This is a genomic window from Deinococcus sp. JMULE3, assembly GCF_013337115.1.
GTDB lineage: Bacteria > Deinococcota > Deinococci > Deinococcales > Deinococcaceae > Deinococcus.
Genome location: NZ_SGWE01000004.1, coordinates 1,216,568 through 1,237,960, shown reverse-complemented (window position 1 = coordinate 1,237,960; position 21,393 = coordinate 1,216,568). Strand labels below are relative to the sequence as shown.

General features: G+C 72.1%; 22 protein-coding genes, 1 pseudogene and 1 riboswitch. Of the genes and pseudogenes, 7 read left to right on the top strand and 16 right to left on the bottom strand.

The features are described 5' to 3' along the window. Position 1: 1 nt before the first annotated feature. The 4 genes and pseudogenes from tatA to EXW95_RS08865 all read right to left on the bottom strand — a co-directional run bounded on the left by tatA (position 2) and on the right by EXW95_RS08865 (position 4,206). Complete coding sequence (gene tatA / locus EXW95_RS08875) at positions 2-358, bottom strand: twin-arginine translocase TatA/TatE family subunit (protein ID WP_174367144.1); 357 nt, start codon at positions 356-358, stop codon at positions 2-4. Between the two features lie 108 nt (positions 359-466). Then, the gene (locus tag EXW95_RS21330) at positions 467-1,177 is read right to left on the bottom strand and encodes a PQQ-binding-like beta-propeller repeat protein (protein WP_371809982.1); all 711 of its coding nucleotides are present in this window, start codon (positions 1,175-1,177) and stop codon (positions 467-469) included. Between the two features lie 83 nt (positions 1,178-1,260). Further along, positions 1,261-2,406 (bottom strand): annotated as a pseudogene (locus EXW95_RS21325) (serine/threonine-protein kinase); the annotation flags it as partial. Positions 2,407-2,496: 90 nt separating this feature from the next. Continuing rightward, a complete protein-coding gene (locus EXW95_RS08865) occupies positions 2,497-4,206 on the bottom strand; it encodes a tetratricopeptide repeat-containing diguanylate cyclase (RefSeq protein ID WP_174367143.1) in 1,710 nt (569 codons plus the stop codon). Positions 4,207-4,342: 136 nt separating this feature from the next. On the opposite strand from EXW95_RS08865, the gene EXW95_RS08860 reads away from it, so the two are divergent. After that, positions 4,343-5,305 (top strand): ABC transporter ATP-binding protein, encoded by a 963-nt coding sequence (locus EXW95_RS08860; RefSeq protein ID WP_174367142.1) that lies wholly within the window; start codon positions 4,343-4,345, stop codon positions 5,303-5,305. Then, positions 5,298-6,170, top strand: coding sequence for an ABC transporter permease (locus EXW95_RS08855; protein WP_174367141.1), 873 nt, complete (start codon positions 5,298-5,300; stop codon positions 6,168-6,170). Before EXW95_RS08860 ends, EXW95_RS08855 begins: the two co-directional genes overlap by 8 nt. Before the next feature lie 204 nt (positions 6,171-6,374). Here the strand turns inward: EXW95_RS08855 and EXW95_RS08850 are convergent, their stop codons facing one another. The 3 genes from EXW95_RS08850 to EXW95_RS08840 form a co-directional block, all read right to left on the bottom strand. Then, a complete protein-coding gene (locus EXW95_RS08850; RefSeq protein ID WP_174367140.1) occupies positions 6,375-7,664 on the bottom strand; it encodes a hypothetical protein in 1,290 nt (429 codons plus the stop codon). Positions 7,665-7,845: 181 nt separating this feature from the next. Then, on the bottom strand, positions 7,846-9,156 hold the full coding sequence (locus EXW95_RS08845) for a VWA domain-containing protein (protein ID WP_371809981.1): 1,311 nt from the start codon (positions 9,154-9,156) through the stop codon (positions 7,846-7,848). Continuing rightward, on the bottom strand, positions 9,149-10,012 hold the full coding sequence (locus tag EXW95_RS08840; RefSeq protein WP_371809980.1) for an AAA family ATPase: 864 nt from the start codon (positions 10,010-10,012) through the stop codon (positions 9,149-9,151). The genes EXW95_RS08845 and EXW95_RS08840 overlap by 8 nt, the downstream gene beginning before the upstream one ends. A gap of 297 nt (positions 10,013-10,309) precedes the next feature. Between EXW95_RS08840 and EXW95_RS08835 the strand changes: the two genes are divergently transcribed. Together EXW95_RS08835 and EXW95_RS08830 are read left to right on the top strand one after the other, a co-directional pair. Continuing rightward, positions 10,310-10,612 (top strand): hypothetical protein, encoded by a 303-nt coding sequence (locus tag EXW95_RS08835; protein WP_174367138.1) that lies wholly within the window; start codon positions 10,310-10,312, stop codon positions 10,610-10,612. Positions 10,613-10,918: 306 nt separating this feature from the next. Beyond that, positions 10,919-11,509: a hypothetical protein gene (locus tag EXW95_RS08830; RefSeq protein WP_174367137.1), complete on the top strand. Its 591-nt coding sequence runs from the start codon at positions 10,919-10,921 to the stop codon at positions 11,507-11,509. A 62-nt stretch (positions 11,510-11,571) separates the two neighbouring features. Here EXW95_RS08830 and EXW95_RS08825 read toward each other — a convergent pair whose 3' ends face one another. Next, positions 11,572-12,036 carry a carbon monoxide dehydrogenase subunit G gene (locus tag EXW95_RS08825; RefSeq protein ID WP_174367136.1) on the bottom strand — a complete coding sequence of 155 codons (465 nt, stop codon included), beginning with the start codon at positions 12,034-12,036 and terminating at the stop codon, positions 11,572-11,574. A gap of 117 nt (positions 12,037-12,153) precedes the next feature. Here EXW95_RS08825 and EXW95_RS08820 point away from each other — a divergent pair, with 117 nt between their 5' ends. Then, positions 12,154-12,810 carry a nucleotidyltransferase family protein gene (locus tag EXW95_RS08820; protein ID WP_174367135.1) on the top strand — a complete coding sequence of 219 codons (657 nt, stop codon included), beginning with the start codon at positions 12,154-12,156 and terminating at the stop codon, positions 12,808-12,810. Here the strand turns inward: EXW95_RS08820 and EXW95_RS08815 are convergent. Continuing rightward, on the bottom strand, positions 12,798-13,571 hold the full coding sequence (locus tag EXW95_RS08815; RefSeq protein WP_174367134.1) for a hypothetical protein: 774 nt from the start codon (positions 13,569-13,571) through the stop codon (positions 12,798-12,800). The two genes, EXW95_RS08820 and EXW95_RS08815, sit on opposite strands and share 13 nt — an antisense overlap. 48 nt (positions 13,572-13,619) lie before the next feature. Next, positions 13,620-14,099 carry a GNAT family N-acetyltransferase gene (locus tag EXW95_RS08810; RefSeq protein ID WP_174367133.1) on the bottom strand — a complete coding sequence of 160 codons (480 nt, stop codon included), beginning with the start codon at positions 14,097-14,099 and terminating at the stop codon, positions 13,620-13,622. A gap of 111 nt (positions 14,100-14,210) precedes the next feature. On the opposite strand from EXW95_RS08810, the gene EXW95_RS08805 reads away from it, so the two are divergent. Together EXW95_RS08805 and EXW95_RS08800 are read left to right on the top strand one after the other, a co-directional pair. Continuing rightward, the gene (locus EXW95_RS08805) at positions 14,211-14,669 is read left to right on the top strand and encodes an Rrf2 family transcriptional regulator (RefSeq protein ID WP_046843378.1); all 459 of its coding nucleotides are present in this window, start codon (positions 14,211-14,213) and stop codon (positions 14,667-14,669) included. 77 nt (positions 14,670-14,746) lie between these two features. After that, positions 14,747-15,832 (top strand): quinone-dependent dihydroorotate dehydrogenase, encoded by a 1,086-nt coding sequence (locus EXW95_RS08800; protein WP_174367132.1) that lies wholly within the window; start codon positions 14,747-14,749, stop codon positions 15,830-15,832. A gap of 43 nt (positions 15,833-15,875) precedes the next feature. Here the strand turns inward: EXW95_RS08800 and sugE are convergent, their stop codons facing one another. From sugE to EXW95_RS08770, 6 genes are all read right to left on the bottom strand, one after another. After that, positions 15,876-16,196 carry a quaternary ammonium compound efflux SMR transporter SugE gene (gene sugE / locus EXW95_RS08795; RefSeq protein WP_160977096.1) on the bottom strand — a complete coding sequence of 107 codons (321 nt, stop codon included), beginning with the start codon at positions 16,194-16,196 and terminating at the stop codon, positions 15,876-15,878. Between the two features lie 17 nt (positions 16,197-16,213). After that, positions 16,214-16,281, bottom strand: a riboswitch (guanidine-III (ykkC-III) riboswitch). 231 nt (positions 16,282-16,512) lie between these two features. Then, positions 16,513-17,220: an ABC transporter ATP-binding protein gene (locus tag EXW95_RS08790; RefSeq protein WP_174367131.1), complete on the bottom strand. Its 708-nt coding sequence runs from the start codon at positions 17,218-17,220 to the stop codon at positions 16,513-16,515. Continuing rightward, positions 17,213-18,019 (bottom strand): ABC transporter ATP-binding protein, encoded by an 807-nt coding sequence (locus EXW95_RS08785; RefSeq protein ID WP_174367130.1) that lies wholly within the window; start codon positions 18,017-18,019, stop codon positions 17,213-17,215. The genes EXW95_RS08790 and EXW95_RS08785 overlap by 8 nt, the downstream gene beginning before the upstream one ends. Next, positions 18,012-18,989 carry a branched-chain amino acid ABC transporter permease gene (locus EXW95_RS08780; protein WP_371809979.1) on the bottom strand — a complete coding sequence of 326 codons (978 nt, stop codon included), beginning with the start codon at positions 18,987-18,989 and terminating at the stop codon, positions 18,012-18,014. Before EXW95_RS08780 ends, EXW95_RS08785 begins: the two co-directional genes overlap by 8 nt. Then, positions 18,986-19,852: a branched-chain amino acid ABC transporter permease gene (locus tag EXW95_RS08775; protein ID WP_160977102.1), complete on the bottom strand. Its 867-nt coding sequence runs from the start codon at positions 19,850-19,852 to the stop codon at positions 18,986-18,988. Before EXW95_RS08775 ends, EXW95_RS08780 begins: the two co-directional genes overlap by 4 nt. Before the next feature lie 245 nt (positions 19,853-20,097). Further along, entirely contained in the window at positions 20,098-21,234 is a 1,137-nt protein-coding gene (locus tag EXW95_RS08770; protein ID WP_174367129.1) for an ABC transporter substrate-binding protein, read from the bottom strand. Between the last annotated feature and the right edge of the window lie 159 nt (positions 21,235-21,393).

Below are 21,393 nucleotides of genomic sequence, written 5' to 3'. Positions count from 1 at the left end.
GTTACGCCTGTTCTTTGGCGGGAACGGCGACGGTGTCGGCGGTGACAGGCTGCGCGGTGACCGCTTCGGCCGTGACCGGTTGCGGGGCGGGCTGGGCGGTGACGGCAGCGGTTTGGGCGGGCTGGGGTGCGGCGGCGACGGCCTGGGCGGGCGCGTGGATGGTCTGCACGGGGGCGGGGCCGGGGGGCGTGTCGCGTACGCTGCCTTCGAAGTCGTCTTTCAGGCTCTGGGTGCTCCGGCGGAATTCGCGCAGGCCTGCGCCGAGGCTCTTGCCGAGTTCGGGGAGTTTGCGCGGGCCGAAGACGACCAGCGCGACGAGCAGAATCACCAGGAGTTCAGCGGGTCCGATGTTGGGCATGGGGGGTTCCTCCTCGGGGCAGCGGGGCCGCGCCCGTTTCTGCGTTCAGTGTAGGCGCGTGTGTTAAAGCAAATGTCATGCCTGCCGTGAGAAGGCGGGGTGGGTTGGTCAGCCGGGTGGGGCGCGGTAGGCGCGCAGGGTGCCGTTCATGAACGCGACGTACAGCGTGCCGTCGGCGGCGAGGGGGGTGGCCTGCACGCCGGTGCTCTCCTGGTGTGTCCAGCGGACGGCGCCGCTGCGGACGTCCAGCGCGCACAGTTCCCCGTCCTCTGAGGCGAGGAAGACCAGTCCGGCGCTGATGACGGGGCTGGCGGTGACGCGGCCCTGCATGCGGTGCGTCCAGAGGTCCTCGCCGTCTTTCAGGCCCAGCGCGCGGACCTCGCCGCCCCACCCGGCCAGGATGGCGGTGCCGCCCGGCGGGCCGGACAGGGTGAGGGCGGGGGAGGCCCAGACTTCGTCTTCCAGGTCGTACGTCCAGAGGATCGGGTCGGGGTCCACGCTGACCCGCCCGGTGTGCGCGCGGAGGGTCAGGGCGTGCACCTCGCCTTCCCACGTGGCGACGACCAGCGTGGCGGCGCCGGGCGCGGTGGGGATCAATGCGGGCGTGCCGTGCATGGTGCCGACCTCGACCTTCCACAGGCCGTGACCGCTGCGGGCGTCCAGGGCGTGCAGCCAGCCGTTCTCGTCGCTGACCAGGGCCGCGCCCGCCCAGATGAGGGGGCTGGCGGCGACCGGGCCGCCCGTCCGGTACGCCCACCGCAGGTCGCCGGTCCGGGCGTCCAGGGCGTACAGGTGTCCGTCGCGGCTGCTGGCGAGCACCTGATCGTGCCAGAGGGTGGGGCGCCCGTGAGTTCCGCGCGGGCCCTGTGCTGCCACACCTGCGCGCCGCTCATGAGGTCCACGCGGCGCAGCGTGCCGTCCCACGCGCCGAACAGCACCTGCCCGCCGTGGAAGGTGGCGGGCGCCGTGACCTCGTCCCGCGCGGCGTACGTGGCGAACGGCCGGCCCGACGCGTGCGTGAGGACCAATTGCCCACCGCGCGTGCCCACCGCGACCAGATCGCCGTCGCCCATCACGGCGGCGGGCCAGGTGACCTCGCCGGGCAGCGGCACGCTCCAGGCCTCGCGCAGGGTCGCCACCTGAGCGGGACCGTCGGGGTGTTCGCCGCTGCGGGTGCGGCCGCCCCGGTACTGCCCGCGCGCGTGCGAGGTCCACACGTCGCGCCGCGCCAGCGCCCACAGGTGCGCGAGCGCCTCGCCGCTGGGGGGGCGGTCCTCGGGTTTCTTCGCGAGGAGGCTCAGCAGCACGCGCGCCACGGCGTCCGGCACGGCGGGGTTCAGGTCGCGCGGGTCGGGGGCCGCCTCGTACACGTGCTGGTACAGGACGCTCTGGTCGCTGTCGCCCACGAAGGGCGGGCTGCCGCACGCCACGCGGTACAGCACCGCGCCCAGCGCGTACAGGTCGCTCAGGGGCCCGACGCCCACGCCGCGCGCCTGCTCGGGCGCCATGTACGCCGGGGTGCCCAGCGTCACGCCGCTGCGCGTGAGGTGGCGGGTCTGCTCGGTCAGCGCCACCAGCCCGAAGTCCATGATGCGGGGCATCCAGGCCTCGTCCAGCAGCACGTTGCCGGGGGTCAGGTCGCGGTGCGTGATGCCGCGCCCGTGAACGAAGTGCAGGGCCCGCGACGCGGACGCCGCCGCCGTCAGGAAGCGCGCCAGGGGCAGCGGGGCGTCCTCCAGCGGACCCAGCGCCGTGATGGGTCCGCCGGTCATCAGGGGCATGGTGAAGAAGGGCCGCCCAGCTTCCGGGTCGGTGCCCAGGTCCAGGACGGGGATCACGCCGGGGTGGGTCAGGCGGGCCAGGGTACGGACCTCGCGCAGGAAGCGTTCGCGGTCACTGTCGGGGACGTGCGCGTGCTGGACTTTCACGGCGACCTCGCGGCCCAGCAGGGTGTCGTGGGCTCGGAACACGCGGGCGCTGCCGCCCTCGCCCAGCAGGGCCAGCAGGTCGTAACGCGCGGCGAGTTGCGTTCCCGGTTCCAGCGGCATTCACCGGGAAGTCTAGCGCGGCGACCTTCAGCTCAGGGCGCGGCGGGTGAGACGGGCCGGGTCAGGGTGCGGCGGGTGAGACGGGCCGGGTCAGGGCGCGGCGGGCGAGACGCGGTTGCGCCCCGCGTTCTTCGCGCGGTACAGGTGATCGTCCGCGATCCGCAGCGCCTGCGGCAACCGGTCCGGGGTGGTCACCGCGTACCCCACGCTGGCGGTCAGGTGCATGTCCGGCAGCAGGGCTGACCAGTCGTGGCCTTCCACGGCGCGGCGGCAAGCCTCGGCCAGCCCGTGCGCCCGCCCGCGCGTGCGGACCGGGGTGACGAGCACGAACTCCTCGCCGCCGTAGCGGCCCAGCAGGTCCCCGGCGCGCACCTGACCCGCCAGCAGCTGACCCACGGCGCGCAGCACCTGATCACCCACCGCGTGCGAGTGCCGGTCGTTCACGTGCTTGAAGTGATCCACGTCCACGAACACCACCGCCAGCAGCGACCAGTCGGCCGGGCGCGCGCCGTCAGCGGGGAACTGCAGCGCCTGCAGGCCTTCTTCCAGGCCGCGCCGGTTCAGCAGGCCGGTCAGCTGGTCCTGCCGGGCCTGCACCTCGGCCTGCCGCAGCCGGTCCTGCCAGGAACTCGCGTCCGCGCGGGCCTGCCGCAGTTCCCGGTCGAGTTGCAGGTGGCGGGCGGCGGCGCCGTTCACGCGGTCCATGGCGGTGTTCGCGGCGTGCAGCGCCTCGCGGGTCACGTCCAGCGCCTCGCGCAGGCGACCCTGCCGTTCGTGCAGCGCCCCGATGGCGCTCAGCAGCCGCTGGATGTCCAGGTGCCGGTGCTGGCGCCGCGCGATGTCCAGCGCCGCGCTGTACTGCGCCAGGGCCGCGTCGTACTCCCCGCGCGACTGCAGCAGTTCCGCGAGGCACAGCTGCGGCTCGATGTACAGCTGCTGCTTCAGGACCGCGTTCAGCTGCGCCGAGCGCCGCGCCGCGCGTTCCGCGCCGCGCAGGTCCCCGTTCAGGCGCAGCAGGGTGGACTCGTGCGCGGCGCACAGCAGTTCGCTGGTCAGGCTGGGGGTGGCCTGCAGCGCGGCGCGGGCGGCGCGCAGCACCATCAGGCCCTGCTGCGCCGCCTGCCGCTGCGCGTCGTCGCGGCCCAGTTCCTGCGACTGCCGGGCCAGCAGCGCGTAGGCGTTCGCGCGGCCCTCGTGCAGGCACACGATGAACTCCTCGGTCTGCGGGTCGTCCGGCAGGGTGTGGATCAGTTCCTCGAGCAGGTTCAGGTGGTGCAGGGCGTCCTTCGCGTCGCCGCTGCTGCACGCCAGCCACCCCAGGTTCACCAGGGCGTTGCCGTGGTCCCCGGCGTGCCGGGCGTGCCGCGCGAGGTCCACGGCGTCCTGCAGGTCCTGGCGGGCGCCCGTGACGTCCCCGCCGGTCAGGCGGGTCAGGGCGCGGGTGTTCAGCACGGCGGACAGCAGGTCCGTCAGGCTGTGTTCCTCCAGCATGGCCTGCGCGCGCGCCACGGTGTCCAGCGCGCGTTCCTGCTGCCCCAGGCTGGCGGACACGAAACTCAGGCCGATCAGGGCCTCTACGGCCGCGCGGGGCGAGTTGCAGCGCAGCGCCTCGCTCAGGGCGGCCTCCCCGAGGGCCTGCGCGCCGCTCAGGGTGGTCTCGCGGGTGTGGCGGGCCACGGCGACGAGTGCCAGCGCGCGCGTCTCGCCGTCCGGCGCGGCCCGCAGGCGCGCGATCAGGTCGGGCGGCGTGTCTGCGGGCAGCAGCACGTCCAGGTGGTCCCTCGTGGGGCAGGCAGGCATCTGGGCCGCATTCTCCATGAAAGTGGGACCGGGGATGGGGAAAACCCTTCAACGTTCGTTGGGGGAACTGGGGGGGTTGGCCTGGCATTCGAAAGGTGGACGCGGGGCGCCCAGTGGCCCCCATATGCTGGTCGGCATGAGCGAAGCGGCGATCGACACGCGCGACCTGCGCAAGACGTACCGGGGCCGGGCGGTCGTGGACGGCCTGACCCTGACCGTCCCGCGCGGCGAGGTCTTCGGATTCCTGGGTCCCAACGGGGCGGGCAAGAGCACCACCGTGAAGATGCTGCTGGGCCTCGTGCAGCCCAGCGGCGGGCAGGTGCAGGTCCTGGGCGGGCACCCGAACGACCCGGCCGTCCGCGCCCGCCTGGGCTTCCTGCCCGAACAGTTCCGCTTCCAGACCTGGATGACCGGGCAGGAATTCCTGGAGTTCCACGGGCGACTGGCGGGCCTGAGCGCCGCCGAACGCCGCACCCGCATCCCGCAGGTCCTCGACGAGGTCGGGCTGGGCGGGCGCGGCCACGAGACGCTCGGCGGGTACAGCAAGGGCATGCTGCAGCGCGCCGGGCTGGCCGGGGCGATCCTGGCCCGCCCGGAGCTGGTCTTTCTCGATGAACCCACCAGCGCCCTGGACCCCATCGGGCGGATCGAGGTGCGCGAGATCATCGAGCGGCTGCGCGCGCAGGGCGCGGCGGTGTTCCTGAACTCCCACCTGCTCAGCGAGGTCGAACAGGTATGCGACCGCGTGGCGTTCGTGAAACAGGGGCGGGTCCTGACGCAGGGCAGCATGCGCGAACTGATGGGCGGCGTCCTGCCCGTGGACCTCCGCGTGGACACCCTGCCCGGCGGGCTGCTGGACACCCTCGCGCGGCTGGGCGAGGTCCGGCACACCGACACGAACACACCGGGCCGCGCCGACGTGGAACTGTGGCTCACCCACGACGACCAGATTCCCGCCGTGGCGGACGCCGTGCACGCCGCCGGGGCGCGCCTGTACGCCCTGACGCCCCGCCGCCCCGACCTGGAAACCATGTTCCTCGACCTGATCGAGGACACCCCGGAAGCCGCCCGCAGCGGCGCGGAGGTCCCCCGTGCGTAACGTCCTGCTGATCGCGGAACTCTCGCTGCGCGAGGCGACCCGCAAACGCCTCGTGAGCGTCCTGCTGGTCCTCTCCGCACTGTTCCTGGGGTTCTTCCTGTTCGGCGTGTACCGCCTGGAACTCACGCTCGACCAGCGCGCCATCGACGCCGGACTCGACGGGCGCAGCCCCACGGGCGCCGCGAACCTGCCCGTCATGTTCAGCGCCATGTTCGGCATGTACCTCGTGTACTTCCTGGGGTCCCTGATGGGCGTCCTGTCCACCGTCGGCGCCGTCAGCGGCGACATCGAGAGCGGCGTCATGCAGAGCGTCATCGCCCGCCCGGTCAGCCGCGCGCAACTGGTCGCGGGCCGCTGGCTGGGCTTCACGGCCGTGAACGTCACGTACGTCGCGCTGCTCGCCGCCGGACTGCTCGGCGGGGTGCGCCTGATCACCGGGTACACCCCGCCCGAGGCGCTGCCCGCCGTGGGACTGCTGCTGCTGGCCGTCACGGTCCTCACCTCGCTGACGGTGCTGGGCAGCACGCTGTTCACCACGCTCGCCAACGGCATCGGCGTGTTCGTGCTGTACGGCGTGGGCTTCACCGGCGGGATCCTCAGCGCCATCGGCACGCTGGCCGACACGCCCACTCTGACCACCCTGGGCCGCGTCGCGAACGCCGTCATGCCCACCAACGCCCTGTGGCTGGGCGCCAGCTACCACCTCCAGCCCGAAGTCATGCGGCAGGTCGGCGAGGTCAGCCGCGGCGCGAACCCCTTCACCAGCTCCGACCCGGTGGACCCGCTGCTGGTCGCGTGGGCCGCCGTCCTGGCGATCCTGGCCCTGACGGGCGCCATGTGGCGCTTCAGCCGCCGCGACCTGTAACCAGTCGCAGCTGAGGCCGACACGTGTTCAATCCGGGTCGGCCTCACGCTGTGCCAGCCTCTTCCAGCTTCATACGGATTCCGTTTGTTTCGTTGACAGATCGGAACACCACCGATCCGTCAACTCCACGTCCGGAACCCGTTTCTCTCCTTCTCGCTCCGCTCGGATTGAACGGCTGACAAAGCCGTTCAATCCGAGTCCGTATCAGTCCAGGGTGATCAGCTGCCCGTTCAGTTCGAACCACACCCGGCCGTCCGGCGTGACGGTCAGCGCGCGGGCCGCGCCGCCCAGCGGGACCTGCGCCGCCGCGCCGTCCGCGACGCGCAGCAGCGTCCCGGCGGACGGGTCGCTGATCCACACGCTGCTGTCCGGCGCGGCGGCCAGTGCGCCCGCCCGCGCGCCCGCCGGGAGGGTCAGGGCCGTCTGCGCGCCGCTGCGCGGATCGAGTCGCCACGCGCCGCCCGCGCGGGTCTCCGTGAACAGCAGCGTGCCGTCCGGGGCGGGCGTGGGCACGGCGGGGACGCTCACGCCGGGCGTGCCGACCGTGAAGGTGCGCGTGGCCCCGCTGACCGGTTCCACGCGCAGCACCGCCGGGCTGTCCCCGCGCCGCGTGAGGAGCAGCGCGCCGTCCGCGCCGACGGTCAGGGCGTCCGGGACGCTGTCCAGCGGCAGTTCGCCGCGCGTGCCGTCCGGCGCGGCACTCAGCAGTCGCGCCTGCCCGTACACGACCGCCCACGCGCGCCCGTCCGGCGTGACGCCCAGGTGGCTGAGGGTCTCGGTGGTGCCCGCCGGAACGCGGGTCAGGGTGCCGTCCGGCGCGCGGCGGATCAGTTCGCTGCCCGCGGCGGTCGCGCCGCGCACCGCCACCCACACGCTGCCGTCGGGCGCGACGGCGTGCCCGGTGATGGTGTCCAGCCCGCTCACGGGGAAGGGCAGGGCGGTGACCTCGGCCCCGGCGCTGACCATCAGGGCGTGGCGGGCGTCGGCGCCCGCGTTCGCCACGGCGCGCAGCAGCACCCCGCCCTGCCAGGGCACCGCGCCGCCCGCCTGGTACGTACCGCCCGCGATGGGCGCCGCGCTGGCGCGCAGCAGCGGCAGGGTCACGCTGGCGCGCGCTGCGCCCGCCTGCACGGTCAGCGTGATCGGCCCGCGCGCGGCGCCCGCGCCGGTCACGCGGATCAGCGTGTCGGTGCCGCTGGCCCCCAGCGCGGTGCTGACCGGGGCGCCCTGCGCGTCACGGGCGGTGACGGTCAGGTCCGCCGGGGCGCGCCCGCTCACGCGCAGCGTGCCCGGCACGTTCAGCGCGCCCGTGACCGCCAGGGTTTCCGTGCGGACATTCAGGCTGGCCGGGGTGCCCGTGGTGGGCGCGCCGCCCGTGGTGCCGCCGGGGGTGCCGGGCGCGGCGGGTCCGGCGCCGCAGGAGGCCAGCAGCGCGGCGGTCAGCAGCGGCGTCAGCAGGGCGTTGGTCAGGATCGCGGTGAGGGGTCGCGTCATGCCTGCATTGCAGCGCGCCGGGCCTCACCCGGCCCTTACCGCACTGGCCGGTGAAGGGGGATTCAGGTTCGCCGGGCCGCACCTGCACGGCTGTTGTCCCAGCGCTGCCCCTGAACGGGGGAGAGGCTGAAGCGGCAGAGGATGAAGGGGCAGAGGATGAAGGGGCAGGGGCGGGCCGTGTTCATGAACGCGCCCCCCCGTCCCCCACGCCGTCCATGAACGCACCCCGCGTGAGGCGAGCCGCGCGCAGGCGGCGCCCCAGCGCGTGCAGGTCGTCCGGCCCCGCCGCCGGGAGCAGCGCGTCCAGGTGCGGCAGCGCCGCCGCGATCGCCCGCTGCACCGGGCGGTAGCCGGGCGTGGCGGCCAGCGGCGAGAGCCACACCACGCCCGCCGAGCGCCGCTGCAGGTCCCGCAGCGCGCGCCCCACGAGGCTGGGGTCCCCGGTGTCCAGCCCGTCACTGAGGATCAGCACGACCGTGTCGCGGTTCACGCGGCCCCGTTCCTCGCGTGCCAGTCGCAGCAGGTTCTCCCCGATGCGGGTCCCGCCGCCCCAGGCGTCCCCCAGGTCGGGCAGGGCCAGCGGCTGTCCCGGTGCCGCGCCCCGGATCAGCGGCGTCAGGCGGGTCAGGCCGGTGCTGAACGCGTAGACCTCCACCCGCCGCGAGCGCAGGTGCAGCGCCTGCGCGAACCGCAGCAGCAGCGTGGCGTCGCGGCCCATCGAGCGGCTGCCGTCCAGCACGAGCAGGAAGCGCGGCGCGCGGCGGGGGCGGCCCAGCCAGCGCAGGTGCACGGCGTCCCCGGCGGTGCGCGCGGCGGCGTGCAGGGTGCGCCGGGCGTCCAGTTTCGACCCGCGCGGCAGGGGCCGCAGGCGGCGGGCGCGGCCCAGTTCCAGCGCGCGGATCAGGCCGCTCGCGGCGCGCAGCAGGCCTCCCAGGTCCCCGGCGTCCACGCGCAGCGCCTCGCCCGGCGCGGCGTTCGGACTGACCCGCGCCTGCATGACCGGGGCGTCCTGCTCCTCGCCCTCGCTGTCCTGGCCGTCCTGCAGGGCCTCCCCGTCCGGGAGGTCGCCGCCCGGATCGCTCCCCGCCTGCGGGCTGGGTGTCTGCTCCGGCCGGGCCTCCGGGTCGCCCTGCTCGCGGTCCGGCTGGTCCTGCGGCTCGCCTTCCGGGTCCGGCTCAGCTGGGGCGGGCGTCTCGGGGAGCAGGGGTGGCAACTCGGGCTGCGGCTGCCCCCCGGCGCGGAAGAACGCGTTGAATTCCAGGTCGAACGTGCGCCCCTGCTCGGGCGTGGCAGTCAGCACTGCCCGCAGCGCGCCGCGCAGTTCGCGCCGTGACAGCAGGTCCACGAATTCCAGGGCGCGCAGCGCGTCGCGGATCTCACCGGGACCGATCAGGAACCCGTGCCGGCGCCGCAGCCGCCCCGCGAAGGTCGTCACCTGCGCCGCCAGCGCGGCAGGCGCGGTGTCGCCTCCTGACCTGCCGCTCTCAGCCACGCGCCTGCGCCTGCGCCGCCACCCCCTGCAACGTCGGCGCGGCCAGCAGCTGATCCTCGCGCAGCTTCAGCACCGCCCCCAGCGTCGCCTGCAGGGACTCGGCATCCAGATGATCGGCGTGCAGGCTGATCAGCGCCGCCGCCCAGTCGAGCGTCTCGGCGACGCCCGGCGTCTTGCCCAGCGGCAGCGCCCGCAGGGCGTGCACGGCGTCCGTCACCTGCCGCGCCAGCGTCTCGTTGATGCCTGGCAGGCGCGACAGCACGATCTGCAGTTCCTGCGCGCGGCTGGGGTACTCCGTCCAGTGGTACAGGCAGCGGCGGCGCAGCGCGTCACTCAGTTCCCGCGAGCGGTTGCTCGTGAGGATCACGTGCGGGCGACTGACCGCCGAGAGGGTCCCCAGTTCCGGCACGGTGATCTGCCACTCGGCCAGCAGTTCCAGCAGGAACGCCTCGAAGGCGTCGTCGGCGCGGTCGATCTCGTCGATCAGCAGCACCGCCGAGTTCGGCTCGCGGATCGCCTGCAGCAGCGGGCGGGGCATCAGGAACGTCTCGCCGTACAGGTCGTCGTCGCCCACCCCTGCGCCACGCAGTTCCGCCGCGCGCAGGTGCAGCAGCTGCCGCGCGTAGTTCCATTCGTACAGCGCCGACTGCGCGTCCAGGCCCTCGTAGCACTGCAGGCGGATCAGGCGGGTGCCCAGCACGTCCGCCAGGGTCTTGGCCGCCTCGGTCTTCCCGACGCCCGCCGGACCCTCCAGCAGCAGCGGCTTACCCAGCCCCACCACCAGCCGCAGCGAGGTCGCCAGGGCGTCCCCCGCCACGTACCCGCGCGCCTGGAACGCCGTCTGGATCTCCTTCACCGCCGGGATCATGAGGACCGCCCGGAACTCTGAAACGGACTCCGATGGAATGGCTTGCAAAGCCGTTCCATCCGAGCGGAGCGAGCAGGAGAGAAGCGGGTTCCGGGCGTGAAGTTGACAACCCGGTGATGTCCCGGGGTGTCAACGAAACAGACGGAATCCGTATGACAGGAATTCTTACAAATCATGATCTTCGCTCCTGGACGGAAAAAACCGCCCGTCCTCCCGTATCTTAATCTTCGGGGCGTGCCGGGCGCGTGACGCTCCGGTGAGAGGCACTGGCCTACCGTGAACGGCATGACGCTGCCCCTGCTCCTGTGCACCCTGATCGCCCTGACCTCCGGCCTGCACTTCGGGACCCGCTTCGCGCAGGCCCACCGCGCCGGACTCAACCTGCTGCCCTCCGTCAGCGCGCACGGTCTGATCGCCACCGCGCTGATCGTCCTGACCGTCCTGCTCGACCCGACCGACGCGGGACTGCTGTGGCTGGCCGTCGCCACCACCAGCCTCGCCAGCCTCGCGCTGGGCGCCCTGTGGCCCACCCCCACCACCCGCCCGGTCACCGTGCCGCGCGACCTGCCGACCAGTCAGGCCGCCTGACCCACGGCCCCACAGGACAGCCAGCGCAACCGGCAGGGACGCCGCCCCGTACTGGGGTTCAGGCGTCCCTGCCGTCCGTGTGGCCTTCACCGCACCTTTCGGCGGACGCCCCCCGCGCGGCCTGCCCGCTAAGCTGATACGGCCCTCGATTGAATGGCTGACGAAGCCGTTCAATCCGAGCGAAGCGAGCAGGAGAGAAGCGGGTTCCGGACGTGGAGTTGACAGATCGGTGGTGTTCCGATCCGTCAACGAAACAGACGGAACCCGGATCACCCCACCCGCCCCCGCCGGGGCGCCGGAGCCCCCATGAGCGAGAGACGCACCCTGACCACCCTGATCCGCCTGGGCCGCGCCCTGACCGACCCGGCCCCCGACCCCGCCCGTGACGCCGCGCAGGTCGCCCGCCGCACCGTGCAGGCCCTGAGCGAACCCGTGCAGGACGCCCGCGCCGGACTGCGCGCCCGCGCCCGCGACCTGCGCGACCGCGCCGCGCAGCGCGCCGACGACCGCCTGGAACGCCTGATCAGCGAGCGCCGGGGCGGCCAGGACCCCGAGGTGCAGGCCCTGCTCAGCGCCCGCCGCGAGGCCCGCGAGGCCCGCACCCGCCAGGAGGACGCCCGGCGCGCCCTGCTCGCCCACGCGCAGACTCCGGCGCAGCGGCAGGTGCTGCGCGCCGTGCTGGACGTCACCCCCTGGGCGGGCGGCGTGCCCGGCGAACTGCGGTACACCGGGCTGCTCGACCGGCTGGCACCCGGCGGGGACGCCGCCAGCGAGATGAGCGTCCACCGCGCCATCTGGACCCTCGCGGAAGCCGGGGTGCTGGCAGTCTCGCCGCACGGCGCCGTGAGTGCCGTGCCGCCCCGCGCACCCCTGGCCCTGCCCGGCACGGACCGCTGAAAGGGCGCCGGGCGTCACGGGCGGGAGTGTGCCCGCCTGACGCCCGGCGTTTCCCATGATCCTTACGCCAGCGTCCCGGCGGACGCGCCCACGTTCGCGCTCATGTTCTCGAAGGTCTTCGAGATCAGCTTCTGCGCCTGCGCGTCCAGCAGCCGCCCGCCCACCGTCGCCACCGGGCCGCGCATGGTCGCGTCCCCGGTCCAGTCCAGGGTGGTCGTGCCGTCCCCGTTGTCCACGACGTTCGCACCCGCCGTCAGGTCCACGACGCTGCCCAGCCCGCCGCCCTGCACCTTCACGTTCACGCGGTTCGCCGCCGCGTCGGGCAGCACCTCGATCTTGAACTTGAACTTCCCGCGCACCATGCCCACACCCACCTGCACGGTGGCGTCCATGTGCGTCTGGTCGTGCACGACGACCTCCTGCACGTCCGGCAGGCAGCGCGCCACCCGCTCCGGGTCCTGCACGAACGCCCACACGGCGGCGGGCGGCGCCTGCACCTTCTCCTGACCTGAGTAACTGAGTTTCATGACGTGACCTCCACGCGAGAGAACGGACCCGCGGCGGCGCGGGCGAAACCGGTTGACCTGACGCCCCGCATTGTAAGAGCAGCGGGGTTGCAGAAAGATTGGCCTAGCATGCAGACCATGCCCACCCCACCCCGACAGCCGGTCGCCGGCGTCCTGCTGGCCGCCGGGCGCAGCACCCGTATGGGCCGCCCCAAGCAACTCGAACCGCTGGCGGGGCGGCCCCTGGTCCGGCACGCCGCGCAGGCCCTCGCGGACGGCGGGCACGACGCGCTGCTGTGCGTCATCCCGCCCGGCACGGTCGGGGACGGCATCCGCGCGGCCCTGACGGGACTGCCGTTCACGTTCGTGGTAAACCCCGACCCCGCGCGCGGCCTGGGCAGTTCCTTCCGCGCCGCCGTGACCGCGCTGCCGGGCGGCCTGGACGGCGGGCTGGCCGCCGTGAACTTCGCGCTGGCGGACATGCCGCTGCTGGGCGGCGCGCAGCACACCGCGCTGATCACCGCGTTCCACGAGAGCGGCGCGCCCGTCGTCCTCGCCCGCTACGCCGAGCCCGGCGTGGAACCGGTCCGGGCGCCCCCGCACCTGTTCCGCGCGGACCTGCTGCGCGCCATGCAGGACACCCCGGACACCGACCACGGCCCCCGCGACCTGATCCGCGCGCACGCCGCGCAGGCCGTCACCCTGACCTTCCCCGCGCGGCTCCTGCTGGACGTGGACACCCCGGACGCCCTGGCCCAGGCCGAGGCACTGCTCGCCGGGCATCAGAACTTCTGAATGAACGCCTTCCAGCCCGCGAACGACCGCAGGACGGGGCCGCTCTTCACGCGGATCTGCGCGATCTTGTCCATGGTGGGCTGGGGCCGCCCGGTCAGTTTGAAGGCCCGGCGAATCATGGCGGCGAACTCCGCCTCGTTGCCCGCCGACAGCACCCACTCCCCGGCGGCCCGCAGGATGTCCGCGTAGTTCGCGCCGGTCTTCACGATCTGCGCCTGCCAGTACGCCGTGTCCCCGCTCGTGGGGAGGCGGCCCAGGCTGTCCAGGTACGCCCGCTCGATCAGCGCCGCGCGCACCCCGCCCACCTGCGCGTCCTGCAGGTACGTCCGCGTGAACGCCACCAGACTGGCGTACGTGCTCTCCGGCTGCTGGCTGAGTTTCGTCAGCAGCTTGAAGAACGGATTGTTCGGACTCAGGCGCACCCCCATCGAGGTCTGCGTCACGCGCGTGACCACCTCCGCCAGCTGCGCCGCGCTCCCGTGCAACTGAGCGGTCAGAGTCGCGCGCAGCTGCGATTCCTGCGCGCCGCTCAGGCCGTCATCCGCGAAGCCCTTCTTCGCCCAGTCGTTGCGTTCCTGCAAGGTCGAGCCGCGCCCGAACACCTCGCGGTACACCCCGTCCACCTGCCCGTTCGTCGCCAGCGTCCCCTCGGCCTCCAGGCCACAGACGATCAGGAAGCAGTCGGCGTGCGCGGGCGCGGCAGTCAGCGGGGCGAGCAGTGCCACGGTCAGCAGCGCGCGGCGGACAGAGGAAATCGTCATGCCCGGCAGCGTAGACGGGCGGGCGTTGCGGAGGCGTTGCAGGGGCGTTCAGTCCAGCGGCAGCGTCATCACCCACTGCGGCCCGATGCGGCCCTCGCGGGTGGCGGTCACCTGAAAGCCCGCCTTCTCGTACACGCGCCGCGCACCAGGGTTGCGCTGGTTCACGACCAGAATCACCCGCAGCGCCTGCGGGTACAGCGTCCGCACGAGTCCCGGCAGGGCCACCATGGCGGCCGTACCCACGCCGCGCCCCTGCTGCGCCGCGTCCACACTCAGGGACGAGAGTGCCACCGCGTCCGGGTCGGGGGCTGTCAGGTACCGGTCGCGGTGCTCCCCGACCGCCAGTACGAAGGCCCCGGCGACCTCGCCCCCGCGTAGCACCGTGATCAGCTGCCGCTGCGGGTCGCCCGGCACGCTGTGCAGCAGCTCGGCCGGGTGGGTGGTGAAGTCGGCCTGCGCGGCGGGGAGCGTCAGGGCGCGCAGGGCGGCGGCGTGACCCGGCTGGACGGACTGGAGGGTGACCGGCATGCCCGAGTCTGTCATGCCTGTGGAATGCCCAGTCCCATCTGCTGAGAATGCTTCTCAATAACTCCTGAATTCCTTACACTCCGCCCGGAATTGCGGGGTAGAATGCGGGCCATGTGGGTGTCGACGAAAGCACAGTACGGCCTGCGCGCCCTGATCGAGATCGCGCGTGGTGACGGCAACGCCGTGCCCCTCAAGGACGTCGCCGAACGCCAGGGCATCAGCCAGCACTACCTGGAGCAGATCGCCAGCAACCTGCGCCGCGCCGGGTTCATCAAGAGCATCCGCGGCGCGCACGGCGGCTACCGGCTCGCGCGGGCCGCGCGGGACATCAGCGCGTACGACGTCGTGACCGCCATGGAGGGCAGCATCGCGCCCGTGTCCTGCGTCGAGGACGACCACATCTGCGACAGCCAGAACGTGTGCGGCACCCAGAGCCTGTGGTACCGCGTGGACGCCGCGCTGCGCGACGTGCTGGGCGGCACCACCCTCGCGGACCTGATCGAGGACAGCAACCGCCAGCAGCACGCCCGCCTCGTGCAGATCGACCCCAGCTACCCGCACCTGGGCTGACCGGCCCCGCCGGGGGGGATGATGGGCGTGCCTGTCCATCATCCCCTCCGGTGGTCTGTGGCCTATGCTGGAGAACCGTGTACCGTTCGCTGATCAAGCCGCTGCTGTTCCGCCTGGACGCGGAGGACGCCCACCACCTCACGATCGGCCTGATGGACGCCGCGTCCCGCGTGCCCGCCTGGCCCGCGCTGGCGCGGCGCGTGACGGCACCTGCGTCCCCCATGCTGGAGCAGACCCTGTGGGGGCAGCACTTCGCGTCCCCGGTGGGCCTCGCGGCGGGCCTGGACAAGAACGGCGTGGCCGTCCCGGCGTTCACGGCGCTGGGCTTCGGCTTCCTGGAGGTCGGGACTGTCACGCCCCTGCCGCAGCCCGGCAACGACCGCCCGCGCCTGTTCCGCCTGCCGGAGGACGGAGCGCTGATCAACCGCATGGGCTTCAACAACGCTGGGATGACCGACCTGCACGCCCGCCTGAGCGCGCTGGGCGCGCGGCCCGCGCCGGTGTGGGTGAACATCGGGAAGAACAAGGTCACCGCGAACGAGGACGCCGCGCAGGACTACCGCCGCTGCGTCGCCGCGCTGCAGGACGTCGCGGACGCCTTCGTGGTGAACGTCAGTAGCCCCAACACGCCCGGCCTGCGCGCGTTGCAGGGCGCGGACGACCTGGGCGCCCTGGTGCGCGAGGTCCTGCAGGAGGTCGAGGCGCAGCGCGTGCGGACCCTGAAGGCCCCCCCGGTCCTCGTGAAACTCGCCCCGGACCTCCACCCGGCCGATTTCGAGGCCAGCGTGGACGCCGCCGTCAGCGCGGGCGCGTCGGGCCTGATCATCAGCAACACCACCCTGTCCCGCGACGGCCTGACCCACCCCAACCAGCAGGAAACGGGTGGCCTGAGCGGACGGCCACTCACGCGCCGCGCCACCGAACTCGTGCGCGCCGCGTACCGGCAGACCGGCGGGCGCGTCCCCATCGTCGGCGTGGGCGGCATCTTCACCGCGCAGGACGCGTACAACCGCATCCGTGCCGGGGCCACCCTGACCGAGGTGTACTCCGCCCTGATCTTCGAGGGGCCCGGTCTCGTGCGCGACCTGAACACCGGCCTCGCCCGCCTGCTGGCCCGCGACGGCTTCACGCACGTCCGCGAGGCCGTCGGCACCGCGAGCTGAACACAGCAGGGCAGAGGGGGAATCCTCTGCCCCTTCACGTGGGTCAGTGGCCGCTGGTGGCTTTCAGGCCGATGATGGACACGATCATCAGGATCATGAACGCCACGCGGGCGGGCGTGACGCTCTCGTGGAACAACACGATGCCCAGAATGGCCGCGCCGACCGCGCCGATGCCGACCCACACGCCGTACGCGGTGCCGATCGGGAGGGTCTTGGCAGCGAGGCCCAGCAGGCCCATGCTGGCGACCATGCTCAGCAGGGTCAGGGCGGTGGGGACGGGACGGGTGAACCCCTCGGTGTACTTCAGGCCGATGGCCCAGCCGACTTCGAGCAGTCCGGCGATGATGAGCAGAGTCCATGCCATACGGGACACCTCCAGTGTCTCGCCGTCTTGTCGTGACCGGGTACGGCGGTGCTCTCGTCCGGAGTTCCGCCCACGGGTGGTCAGGGTGCTGCCGGGCGCTGTTCCCGGAGGAACCTGACCCGGGCGGAGCGAGCAACCGAGACCTGCGGCGGCGTGGAGTGCAGTGGGTGGGGGTGATGTAGCCCCCAGTCACGGAACGGAACGCCGCTGCCCCGTGTGGGGCGACTGAGACCCAGTGTAGCGGAGCGGTGTAAGCACCCGCTGAGCAGAGGATGGAGGCCGGGCGATCACCCGGCCTCCACGCTGGTGCTGCTGTCTACACGCCCAGGTAGGCGCTGCGGACGCGGTCGTCGGTCATCAGGGCGTGCTGGGTGCCCTCCAGCGTCAGGCGCCCGCCTTCGAGCACGTAGCCCCGGTGGGCGATGCTCAGCGCGGCGAAGGCGTTCTGCTCGGCCAGCAGGACGGTCACGCCGGTCTCGTTGACGCGCTGCACGGCGCTGAACACCTGCTCGACGACCAGCGGGGCGAGGCCCAGGCTGGGTTCGTCCAGCAGCAGCAGTTGCGGGCGGGCCATCAGCGCGCGGGCGATGGCGACCATCTGCTGCTGCCCGCCCGAGAGGCTCCCGGCGGGCGCGTGCCGTTTCTCGATCAGGGCGGGGAAGAGGTCGTACGCGCGGTCCAGTTCGCGCGCGGTTCCGGCGGGGTCGCGGCGGTGCACGAACGCGCCGAGGCGCAGGTTCTTCTCGACGCTCAGTTCCGGGAACAGCAGGCGGCCCTCGGGGCACTGCGCGACGCCGCTGGCGACGTTCAGTTCCGGGCGGCCGGTGGTGAGGCTGGTGCCGTTCCAGGTGGCGCTGCCGCCCGCGGGGCGTTGCAGGCCGCTCAGGGTGCGGAACAGGGTGCTCTTGCCCGCGCCGTTCGCGCCGAGCAGCACGACGATCTCGCCGCGCTGCACGCTGAGGTTCAGGGCGTGCAGCGCCGTGAAGGCGCCGTAACGGACGGTCAGGTCACGGATCTCAAGCATGCGCGGCCTCCCCGCCCTGCGCGCCCTGGCCCATCTGCCCGCCGTGCGCGTGCGAGCCCAGGTACGCCTCAATCACGGCCGGGTCGCGGCTGACCTGCGCCGGGGTGCCCTGCGCGATCAGCTGCCCGTGGTGCAGCACCAGGATGTGATCCGCCAGACCCATCACGAGGCTCATCTTGTGCTCGACCAGCGCGACCGTCAGGCCGCCCGCGACCAGTTCGCGGATCAGGGCCATGAGGTTCACGGTCTCCTCGGGGTTCATCCCGGCGGCGGGTTCGTCCAGCAGCAGCAGTTTCGGTTCGCTGGCGAGCGCCATGGCGATCCCGACGCGTTTCTGGCCCTCCTGCGTCAGGGCCCCGGCGGGCAGGTGCGCCTGCCGGACCAGCCCGACGCGTTCCAGGGCGCGCAGCGCGCCGTCGCGGCTGCCCTGCGCGTCGCGACGTTCGCGGGGCGTGCGCAGCAGCGCATCGAGCAGTCCGGCGCGCGTGCGGACGCGGTGCCCGATCATGGCGTTCTCCAGCACGCTCAGTTCGCGGTAGATGGTGGTCGTCTGGAACGTGCGGGCCACGCCGCGCGCGACGACCTCGTGGGTGGGCAGGCGCGTCAGGTCCTCCCCCTGGAAGCGGACGGTGCCCGTGGTGGGACGGTAGAAGCCGCTGATCAGGTTGAAGAACGTGCTCTTGCCCGCTCCGTTCGGCCCGATGATCGCGGTGATCTGCCCGGCGGGGACGGTGGCGGTCACGTCCCGCACGGCGTGCAGCCCGCCGAAGCGGATGCCCAGGTTCTCGACGTCAAGCACCGCTGACCTCCTTGGTCTTCGCCGCGCGGGCGGGACGATGGGCGCGCAGGCGCGTCCACAGGCCCGCCAGGCCGTGCGGGGCGTACATCACGAGCAGCACCAGCAGCGGCCCGAACACGATGTACTGGTAATCCTGCAGCCCCTTGAGCGTCTGCGTGAGGCTGTAGATCAGTGCCGTGCCCAGCAGCGGCCCGGCCAGCGTCCCCAGGCCCCCGACGAGCAGGTACAGCAGCACCGTGAAGGTCGTGGTCGGCCCGGTCACCGCCGAGCCCAGGAAACCCACGTACGTGGCGTACAGCCCGCCCGCCAGTCCGGCCAGCGCCGTCGAGAGCATCATGGCGCGCAGCTTGTGCGTATACACGTTCACGCCGGCGCTGCGCGCGAGGTCCTCGCCGCCGCGGATGGCGAGCAGGGACAGCCCGAAGCTGCTCGCGCGGGCGCGCGCCACGATCAGGACCGTCAGCGCCAGCGTCAGCAGGGCCAGCAGGTAGAAGCCGCCGGACAGCTTCAGGCCGATGGCGCGCGAGGCCTCCTCCAGCCCGGCGGGGGCGGGGACGCCGTTCAGGCCGTCGTTCCCGCCGGTCAGGTCGTCCCACTTGTTGATCACCAGCGTGATGATCACGCCCACGCCCAGCGTGAAGATCGAGAAGGCGTCCCCGCGCGTGCGGAACGCCACCAGTCCCAGCAGCAGCCCCGCCAGCGCGGCCAGCGCGATCCCGGCGGGCCACGCCAGCCAGAAACTCCACCCGGCCTTCAGGGTCAGGATGCCGGTCGTGTACGCCCCGATCCCGAAGAACCCCGCGTGCGCCAGCGGCAGCAGTCCCGTGTACCCCAGCATGACGTTCAGGCCGTACGCGAGCACCGCCCACAGCATGATGTTCACGCCGACGTCCAGCAGGTACCCGCTGGGCTGCAGGAACGGCACGGCCGCCGCCAGCACGAACAGCGCGGGCCACACGAACCGGTTCACGTGCCCTTCCTGAACAGCCCCTGCGGGCGCAGCGCGAGTACGACCACCAGCATCGCGAAGCCGATCACGTCCGCGAAGTCCAGGCTGATGTAGAAGCCGCCGAACACCTCCGTGAACGCCAGCAGGAACGCGCCCACGATCGCGCCGGGCACGCTGCCCATGCCGCCCAGGATGATGATCGCGAACACCTTCAGGTTCATGACCTCACCCATGCTGGGCGTCACCGCGTTGATCGGCGCGATCAGGCTCGCCGCGACCGCCGCGAGCGCCCCGCTGATCGCGAAGGTCAGCATCCCCACCCGGTTGGTGTTGATGCCCACCAGCCGCGCGCCCTCGCGGTTCTGGCTCATCGCCTCGATGGTCGCGCCGGTCAGGGTGCGTTTCAGGAAGTAGTTCAGGCCCAGCATGACCAGCACGCTCGCCGCGATGATCAGCAGCCGCTGCCACGTCAGCGTCACGCCGCCCAGGTTCACGATGCCGGGCAGCGGCTCGGCGATCTGCTTGAAGTCCGGCCCGAACACCCGCGGGTGCGAGATCAGCGCCTCCAGGAAGAACAGCACCCCGATCGCCGCGATCATCGGATGCACGTGCGGGGCGTTGCGCAGCGGATGGAAGATCACGCGTTCCATCAGCGCGGCCAGCAGCGCCACGCCCAGCGCCGACAGCAGCAGCGCGGGCAGGAACCCCACCTTCAGACTCGTGAGCGCCGCGTACGTCAGGTACGCGCCCAGCATGTACAGGCCGCCATGCGCGAAATTCGGGACGCGCATCACGCCGTACACCAGCGTCAGCCCCAGCGCCACCAGGGCGTACACGCCCCCCAGCGCCAGCGCGTTGAACAGTTGTTGCAGCACCGTCGACAAAACCCGTTCCTCCCCGGTTGACCACTTGACATGGCCGTGTGATACGGATTCCGTCTGTTTCGTTGACAACCCGGAACATCACCGGGTTGTCAACTCCACGCCCGGAACCCGTTTTGCTCCCACTCGCATCCGCTCGGGTTGAAAGTTTTTGCAAACCTTTCAACCGGAGCCCTTATGAAACGGCGCGCCGGGCACACGTTCGCCCGGCGCGCACAGTGATCAGTTCCTGAAGGTCCGCCCGGCGCTTACTTGAAGGTCTTGATCAGCCGCAGGCGGGTGTACTTCCCGCCCTTCACGCTGGCGACCACGAACTCCGCGTCCACGTGGCCCTTGTCGGTCACGCCGAACAGCTTGTACACCGTCTTGCTCTGCGGCAGGGCCTTGGCGGCGGCGTTCAGCTGCGCCCGGATCGCGTTGGGGTCGTCGGTCGTCCCGGCGAGTTCCATGGCCTTGGCGATGATGTTCATGCCCATGTAGTTCAGCGCGGCCTCGCTGGTGGGAATCTTCTTGTACAGGCGCTGGTACAGCGTCACGAACAGCTGCGTGCCCGCGAATTCCTTGGTGGGCAGCACGCCCACGCTGCCGTCCAGGTAGCTACGCGGGATGACCTGGTCCATCTGTTCGAACTTCGCCTGGTCCATCACGATGAACCCGCCCTTGAAGCCCTGCTCGCGCGCGGCCTTCACGACCAGCGCGGTGGGCTGGCTGGGCCCGCCGATGAACAGCACGTCCGGCTTCTCGGCCAGGGCCTTCGTGACGGCGCTGGAGTAGTCCACGGTGGTGTTGTAGTCCACGCCGTTGTTCGACAGGACCGTGCCGCCCTGCTTCTTCCACTCATCGCTGATCGCGTCGGTCCACTGCTTGCCGTACGCGCTGGTCGTGCCGATCAGGCCCAGGCGCTTGCCGAAGGCCTTCATCTGCGTGGCGGTGAAGGGCTGCAGGTAGTTGTCGTAGCGGGGCGGCAGCATGAACGTCAGCGGGTTGCGGCTGTCCAGGATCTTCGGTTCGCTGGAGTACGCCACCAGCAGGAATTCCGGGTCGCGGTTCGTCAGGGGCTGCACGGTCAGGATGCCCCCGGCGTGCGGCACGAAGACGATGTCGATGCCCTGACTGGTCAGGCGCTTGACGTTCGTGGCGGTCTCGTTCGGCAGGTAGCGGTCATCCAGCGCGACCAGCTTGAACGTGACCTTCTCGCCCTTGACGGTCACGCCGGTGCGGTTCAGTTCGGCGATGGCCATGTCGATGCCGCTCTGGACGTCCTTGCCGTAGAACGCCGCGCCGCCCGACAGGGGGCCGGAGTAGCCGATGCTGACGACCTTGTCGGCCAGCGCGGAGCTGCCCGCCAGGGCGAGCAGGGTGGAGAAGAGGAACCGTTTCTTCATACGACCTCCCACGAATTCAGCGCGCCCAGGCCCGGTGCCGGTGACCTCGCTGAACACAGTTCAAGTTGTGCGTGCCGCTCATGCTCTCACGCGCCCCAGAGCGTGTCAATCGGGTTTGGCACACATCGGCCCCGCAGTTCCCCCGGCAGGCGCAAACTG